The organism is Bacillus sp. JJ1503 (assembly GCF_036965125.1).
In the GTDB taxonomy this organism is placed as follows: Bacteria; Bacillota; Bacilli; order Bacillales; family Cytobacillaceae; genus Cytobacillus.
In genome coordinates this window covers 1-5,790 of record NZ_JBALOZ010000318.1, presented here as the reverse complement: position 1 = coordinate 5,790, position 5,790 = coordinate 1, and the positions used below count along the sequence as shown (strand labels likewise).

7 protein-coding genes are annotated in these 5,790 nt (G+C 35.0%); 3 read left to right on the top strand and 4 right to left on the bottom strand.

What is annotated here, in order from left to right:
- Positions 1 to 135 precede the first annotated feature (135 nt).
- From V7149_RS21310 to V7149_RS21300, 3 genes are all read left to right on the top strand, one after another.
- On the top strand, positions 136 to 474 hold the full coding sequence (locus V7149_RS21310; RefSeq protein ID WP_335347597.1) for a 2Fe-2S iron-sulfur cluster-binding protein: 339 nt from the start codon (positions 136 to 138) through the stop codon (positions 472 to 474).
- A 281-nt stretch (positions 475 to 755) separates the two neighbouring features.
- Positions 756 to 1,073, top strand: coding sequence for a winged helix-turn-helix transcriptional regulator (locus V7149_RS21305; RefSeq protein WP_335347596.1), 318 nt, complete (start codon positions 756 to 758; stop codon positions 1,071 to 1,073).
- Positions 1,074 to 1,277: 204 nt separating this feature from the next.
- Positions 1,278 to 1,913, top strand: a complete 636-nt coding sequence (locus V7149_RS21300) for an FMN-dependent NADH-azoreductase (RefSeq protein ID WP_335347595.1) — start codon at positions 1,278 to 1,280, stop codon at positions 1,911 to 1,913.
- 113 nt (positions 1,914 to 2,026) lie between these two features.
- Here V7149_RS21300 and spxA read toward each other — a convergent pair whose 3' ends face one another.
- The 4 genes from spxA to allC all read right to left on the bottom strand — a co-directional run bounded on the left by spxA (position 2,027) and on the right by allC (position 5,698).
- The gene (gene spxA / locus V7149_RS21295) at positions 2,027 to 2,422 is read right to left on the bottom strand and encodes a transcriptional regulator SpxA (RefSeq protein ID WP_335347594.1); all 396 of its coding nucleotides are present in this window, start codon (positions 2,420 to 2,422) and stop codon (positions 2,027 to 2,029) included.
- A gap of 190 nt (positions 2,423 to 2,612) precedes the next feature.
- Complete coding sequence (locus V7149_RS21290) at positions 2,613 to 3,212, bottom strand: nitroreductase family protein (RefSeq protein WP_335347598.1); 600 nt, start codon at positions 3,210 to 3,212, stop codon at positions 2,613 to 2,615.
- A gap of 130 nt (positions 3,213 to 3,342) precedes the next feature.
- Positions 3,343 to 4,392, bottom strand: coding sequence for an ureidoglycolate dehydrogenase (gene allD / locus V7149_RS21285; RefSeq protein ID WP_335347593.1), 1,050 nt, complete (start codon positions 4,390 to 4,392; stop codon positions 3,343 to 3,345).
- Between the two features lie 73 nt (positions 4,393 to 4,465).
- Positions 4,466 to 5,698, bottom strand: coding sequence for an allantoate deiminase (gene allC / locus V7149_RS21280; protein WP_335347592.1), 1,233 nt, complete (start codon positions 5,696 to 5,698; stop codon positions 4,466 to 4,468).
- Positions 5,699 to 5,790 lie beyond the last annotated feature (92 nt).

Below are 5,790 nucleotides of genomic sequence, written 5' to 3'. Positions count from 1 at the left end.
TTCTAAAAAGTAGTAAATGTTTGTGTTATTAGCGAAAAAAATCATTTTTATGTCTTAATGTTGCTAAGTATGAGAATAACTAATCATGAAGAAAAAACATTTTTGATTAATCATTTTTTGTGAGGTGGATTTAAAATGCCCTATATTACTGTAATTGGTCAAGGTACTTTTGAAGTAGAATTGGGAAAAAAGTTAGTATTAGCATTAGAAGATAATGGTGTAAATATTCTCCATCGCTGTGGCGGTAAAGCAAAATGTACAACTTGTAGAGTAGAAGTTTTGGCAGGTGATTATCTTAAAGTATCTAGCAATGAAAAAAATGCTTTTGCGGCTAAAGGATTGAATGATGATCAATTATTTGATGATTATCTTCGTTTATCTTGTCAAATTATTGTGAATGAAGATATTACTGTTCGTCCAATTATGACAGTAGAAAACTCTGGTCTTAATGCCGGTCCAAGACCAACGGATTAAATTTGGCTGCAGTTCATTCAATGCACCAATTATTGGATGAAAACCAAACAGTCAAGCATATAAAATTCCGGTTTAACCCTTCTACTTTATCGGTTACTTTTTATAATCAGTAAATTTGTTATTCTCGTGTTTCGGTACTTATAATAGTTTTTAAGTTATTGCTATCATTAATTATTTTATAGTTAACAAACAATTTTTATCTTCATTAGTAAAACAATTTAGGTTACAATAAATATACAGGGGTTTCATTATACAAAGTGATAATAAGGAGATGTAGGGAGATGAGCGAACCGCAAGATCTATGCCCTAAAGTAGAAAAATCCTTTGAACTAATCGGAAAAAGGTGGACTGGGTTAATTATTTATGTGTTAATTGGTGGACCCAAACGTTTTAGTGAAATTCATGCAACAATTCCAGATTTAAGTAAACGAGTGCTCACGGAAAGAATGAAAGAACTGGAGGAACACGGAATAGTTGTACGTCATGTCATACCTGAACGCCCTATTCGGACAGAGTATTTGCTCACAAAAAAAGGAACTGAATTAGGAAAAATTCTTGGGCCAATCAGTGGTTGGGCAGAAGATTGGATTAAGGATTAATGTAGGCGAGTGAACAGTTCAACTTTCATCACTATGGCTCCATTAGAAAAGAAGTATCAACTCGTGATTTTTCATTAGAGATAAGCGATATCATCATTGAATAAACAACAATAATCAAGAATACATAGTTGCTTGATTATCATACATCATTCAGCACAGAAGCAGATAGTATTCTTGATTTTAGAAAGGCAGGAAAAGATACACATGTCAAATGTTCTTTATATTACAGCGAATCCGCATGATGAAACTGGATCTTATAGTATGGAAGTAGGAGAAGCATTTATCAAATCATATAGAGATTTACATCCTAATGATGAAATAGTTCATCTTGACTTATACAAGGCTAATATTCCATATCTTGATGCCGATGTGTTTAGTGGTTGGGAAAAGCTTCGGACAGGAATTTCATTTGATAAGTTATTACCAAGCGAAAGATCGAAAGTAGGTCGTTTAGCTGAATTAGGGGGACAATTTTTATTAGCTGATAAATATATATTTGTTACACCAATGTGGAACTTTTCTATACCAGCAATTATGAAGACATATATTGATGGTGTAGCTGTGTCTGGAAAAACTTTCAAATACTCTAAAGAAAAATCAGTTGGTTTGTTAACAGGTAAAAAGGCAATACACATTCAAGCCCGTGGAGATATTTATTCAGAAGGACCAGATGCTGATATGGAAATGGGTCATCGTTACTTAGATGTTATGATGAAATTCTTTGAGGTATCTTCTTTTGAAGGAATATTTATAGAAGGGCATAAAAGATTTCCAGAAAAGGCTCAAGAGATTAAAGAAAAAGCTATTGCAAAAGCTATTGAAGCAGCAAAAAGCTTTTAGGTCTATAATAAAAAAACCTTATAATTATGTATTTGACACTCTTGTCTAAATACATGATTATAAGGAGCATTACTTCCATTACATATTATTTTAATCCCAAAAAGTTGTCTATATTAATTGACCATTCTTTGAGCTTCATCATGATAGAGTGTACGAACTTGGCGAGGCAAAAATCTGCGAATTTCTTCTTCATTAAATCCCACTTGTAACCTTTTTTCATCAAGAATTAGTGGTCTTCGTAATAATTTAGGGTGATCTTTGATTGTTTGATATAATTCTGAAAGTGAAAGAGAATCTATATTTATATTCAATTCTTGAAATACAGCTGATCTTTCTGAAATAATTTCATCTGTTCCATCTTCTGTCATACGAAGAATTCCTTTAATCTCATTAATCGTCAACGGTGTAGAAACAATATTTCTTTCCTCATAATCAATTTCATATTTACTAAGCCAAGCTTTTGCTTTGCGACAAGAAGCACAACTTGGTGATGTATATAGCGTAACCATGTTAAATATCACTCTCCCTAAGCAATGTATCTAAAATCAATTTGTTTACTTTCGGTAAGATCAAAAAGTCTGCAGCCTGATTTAAGGCACCTTTCCACTAATCGAATTATTAAAATGAAATTATAAATGTTAAAAAATACCTCCTCATCAAAATGATAGGGAGGAATTTTTTTATTAATTCCTTTGTGTGTTATTTATAAAATCTAACACGATCTTCAACTGGCTGGAATTCTTTTTCGCCTGGTTGAGAAATTGGATTGCCAAATGGCATTTGAGCAATCAGCTTCCAATTGCTTGGGATATTCCATTCTTGCTTGACTTCTTCATCAATTAACGGATTATAGTGTTGTAAAGACGCTCCTAATCCTTCAGCTTCTAATGCTGACCAAACCACTAATTGATGCATACCTGATGCTTGACTTGACCAGATCGGGAAATTGTCCGCATATAAAGCAAATTGTTCTTGAAGAGATTTCACAATTGCTTCATCTTCAAAAAATAATACTGTTCCATGTCCAGCTTTAAAGGAATCCATTTTTTGCTGAGTTCCTTCAAAATTTCCTTCTCCAACCACTTTTCTTAACGTTTCTGTTGTAATGCTCCATAATTTATCATGCGCTTCTCCTGTCAATACAACTAGACGTGCAGTTTGTGAATTGAAAGCAGATGGAGTGTATTTTACGGCAAATTCAACGATTTCTTTAATTCTTTCATCAGATACCTTTACTTCTTTATTGATGCTATAGTAAGAACGTCTTTCTTTAATTGCAGTGTAAAAATCTTTTGTCATAACTGTTGTCATACTTATTTTACCTCCATTTAAAAATATCTAAATTCAATCATCTCTAATTTGAGATATATGGGTTTAAAAATATCTATTAAAAATTAAAATCTGGTTGCTTAATAGTTAGCATCAGAAACTATTTTGCGAATGGGTCTTTATTGTCATACTTATTGAAGTGAACAACATCCGACTCAAGATATCGATATACATCGTCAACAATTTCAATTCCTTCTTTTTCTGATTGTTGTTCGGCAATAACAGAGTTTTGACCAGGATAAAGCACTCGTTCAAAACCAGGTGCTGGTTTAATATTGTTTAAATCGCTCATTGTATTAGAAATGTTTTCCTTAAATTTTGTTAAGTCTGTAAAGTATGCTGGATTGATAACAATATGAAGCTGACCTAAATTACGGCCTTCACTTAAATCATTATACATAGATGAAACTTTATTTCCGAATGGCAAGCCAAGTAAAACACCTGATAAAACGTCCACCATCATCATTAATCCATAGCCTTTCGGACCTGCAATTGGGAGTAAAGCATTGACTTTAAATGGATCTGTTGTCGACTCACCGTTTTTATCTACCGCCCATGTATTCGGGATGGATTCATTCTTCGAGCGTGCATGAAGAATTTTCCCCCATGCTTGAACTGTCGTTGCCATATCAAAGACGATCATATCGTCATTTTTACCAGGGGCTGCAAACGCAATTGGATTTGTTCCATAGTAAGGTTCACTTCCACCAAAAGGCACAACCATTGGATCCGATTGAACAACTGAAATGCCAATTAAGCCTTGTTCAGCAGCCTGTTGGACAAAGTATGAAAGGGCTCCACTGTGACCGATCCTTCTAACGCCGACAACTGCAATCCCAGATTCTTTCGCCATATCGATCGCGTGATCCATCCCTATTTTTGCAGCTACATGCCCAACGCCATTATCGCCATCAAATATCGCTGAACTTGGTCCTGTTTTTTCAAACTTGAAATTCGGATTTGTGTTAATGCCGCCTTTTGCGATTCTTTCTGCGTAATACTCCACCCGCATTGCTCCGTGGGAATGAATTCCTCGTGCATCTGCATATGCCAATACATCAGCCACTCCCTCAGCATGTTCTTCGGAAAGCCCCGCTTTATTTAATTTCACTGTCATTAATTTTTTTAATGCTTCTTTCGTTGTTTTCATGCCATTCATCTCCTAGTTTGATTAATATAATTGTCTAATTTAGATAATTTTCCATTTTAACTAGTAAACATTTTTACTCTTTATACGCTAAAACATAAAGTGAATTAATCAACGCTTTCACACCAGTTGCTAACTCTTCTGGGCTTGTATATTCTAATGGATTGTGACTAATCCCATTACGGCTTGGCACAAATATCATCGCTGTTGGCACAATTGGGGCAATGATTTGCGAATCATGACCTGCTCCGCTATGCATCATTTTGTAATTCAAACCATTTTCTTTCGTTTGTTTCTCAATTGCTTCAACGATTAGTTGATCCATAGGAATTGGATCCTCGTCCATCCACATATCGATTTTAACCTCTACACCGGACTCATTGGCAATCCTGTTTATGATACTAGTTAATTCGTCAGTGAACTTTACAAGTACTTCTTTTTCTGTATGTCGAACATCCAACGTGAATAATGCTCCCCCCGGTACAACATTCACGATGTTCGGTTTGACTTCGATTTTTCCTACAGTAGCAACGAGTGGATCGCCATACTCTATTGCCTTATTAATCACGTCTTGAATCATTTGGCTCGCTGCAAATACAGCATCCTTACGATACCCCATCGGTGTAGTGCCTGCATGGTTAGCTACACCTGTTACATCAATAGTAAAACGTCTTTGACCGACAATGCTATGAACAACCCCAACGCTTTTCCCTTCATTTTCTAATACATTGCCTTGTTCAATATGAATTTCAATAAAACCTTTTAAATCTGTACGAAACGCTTTTGATTCTTCCCTAAAATTAAAACCTGCTTCTCTCATTGCATCTACGAATGGAACACCATTGAAATCTGATATGTTTTCAACATCCTCTTTCTTTGCAATTCCAACAAGGTTTTTTGAACCCCAGAAAGCATAAGGGAAACGGCTTCCTTCTTCTTCAGCAAACGAAACGACTTCAAGATTACGCAAAGGCTGGCCGTATGTTTCCTTTAAGTATCGAATTGCTAAGATACCGGCTAAAATTCCGTATGCACCATCTAATTTACCTGCATTTTTAACTGTATCAACATGAGAACCAGTTAAAATTGTTTCATCTTTATACTTACTGCCTTCTAAGCGGCCGAATAAATTTCCCACTTCATCAAAACGAGTAGTCAATCCATCTTCTTGAAGCTGCATTTCCAATGCATTTTGTGCTTCAATCCACTCTTTCGTATAAAGCAGGCGGGTTACACCACCTTTAGGATCCTTTCCATATTCCCCTAGCCAATCTACAAGGTGAGCAATTTCTTTTGTTAAGTCTTTCATCTTCATCTATCCTTTCTATATCTATCACACTACTATAAAGGTTACAATTTATTATCTTGTTTACTTTATGTAACCATAATACACCCGAATAT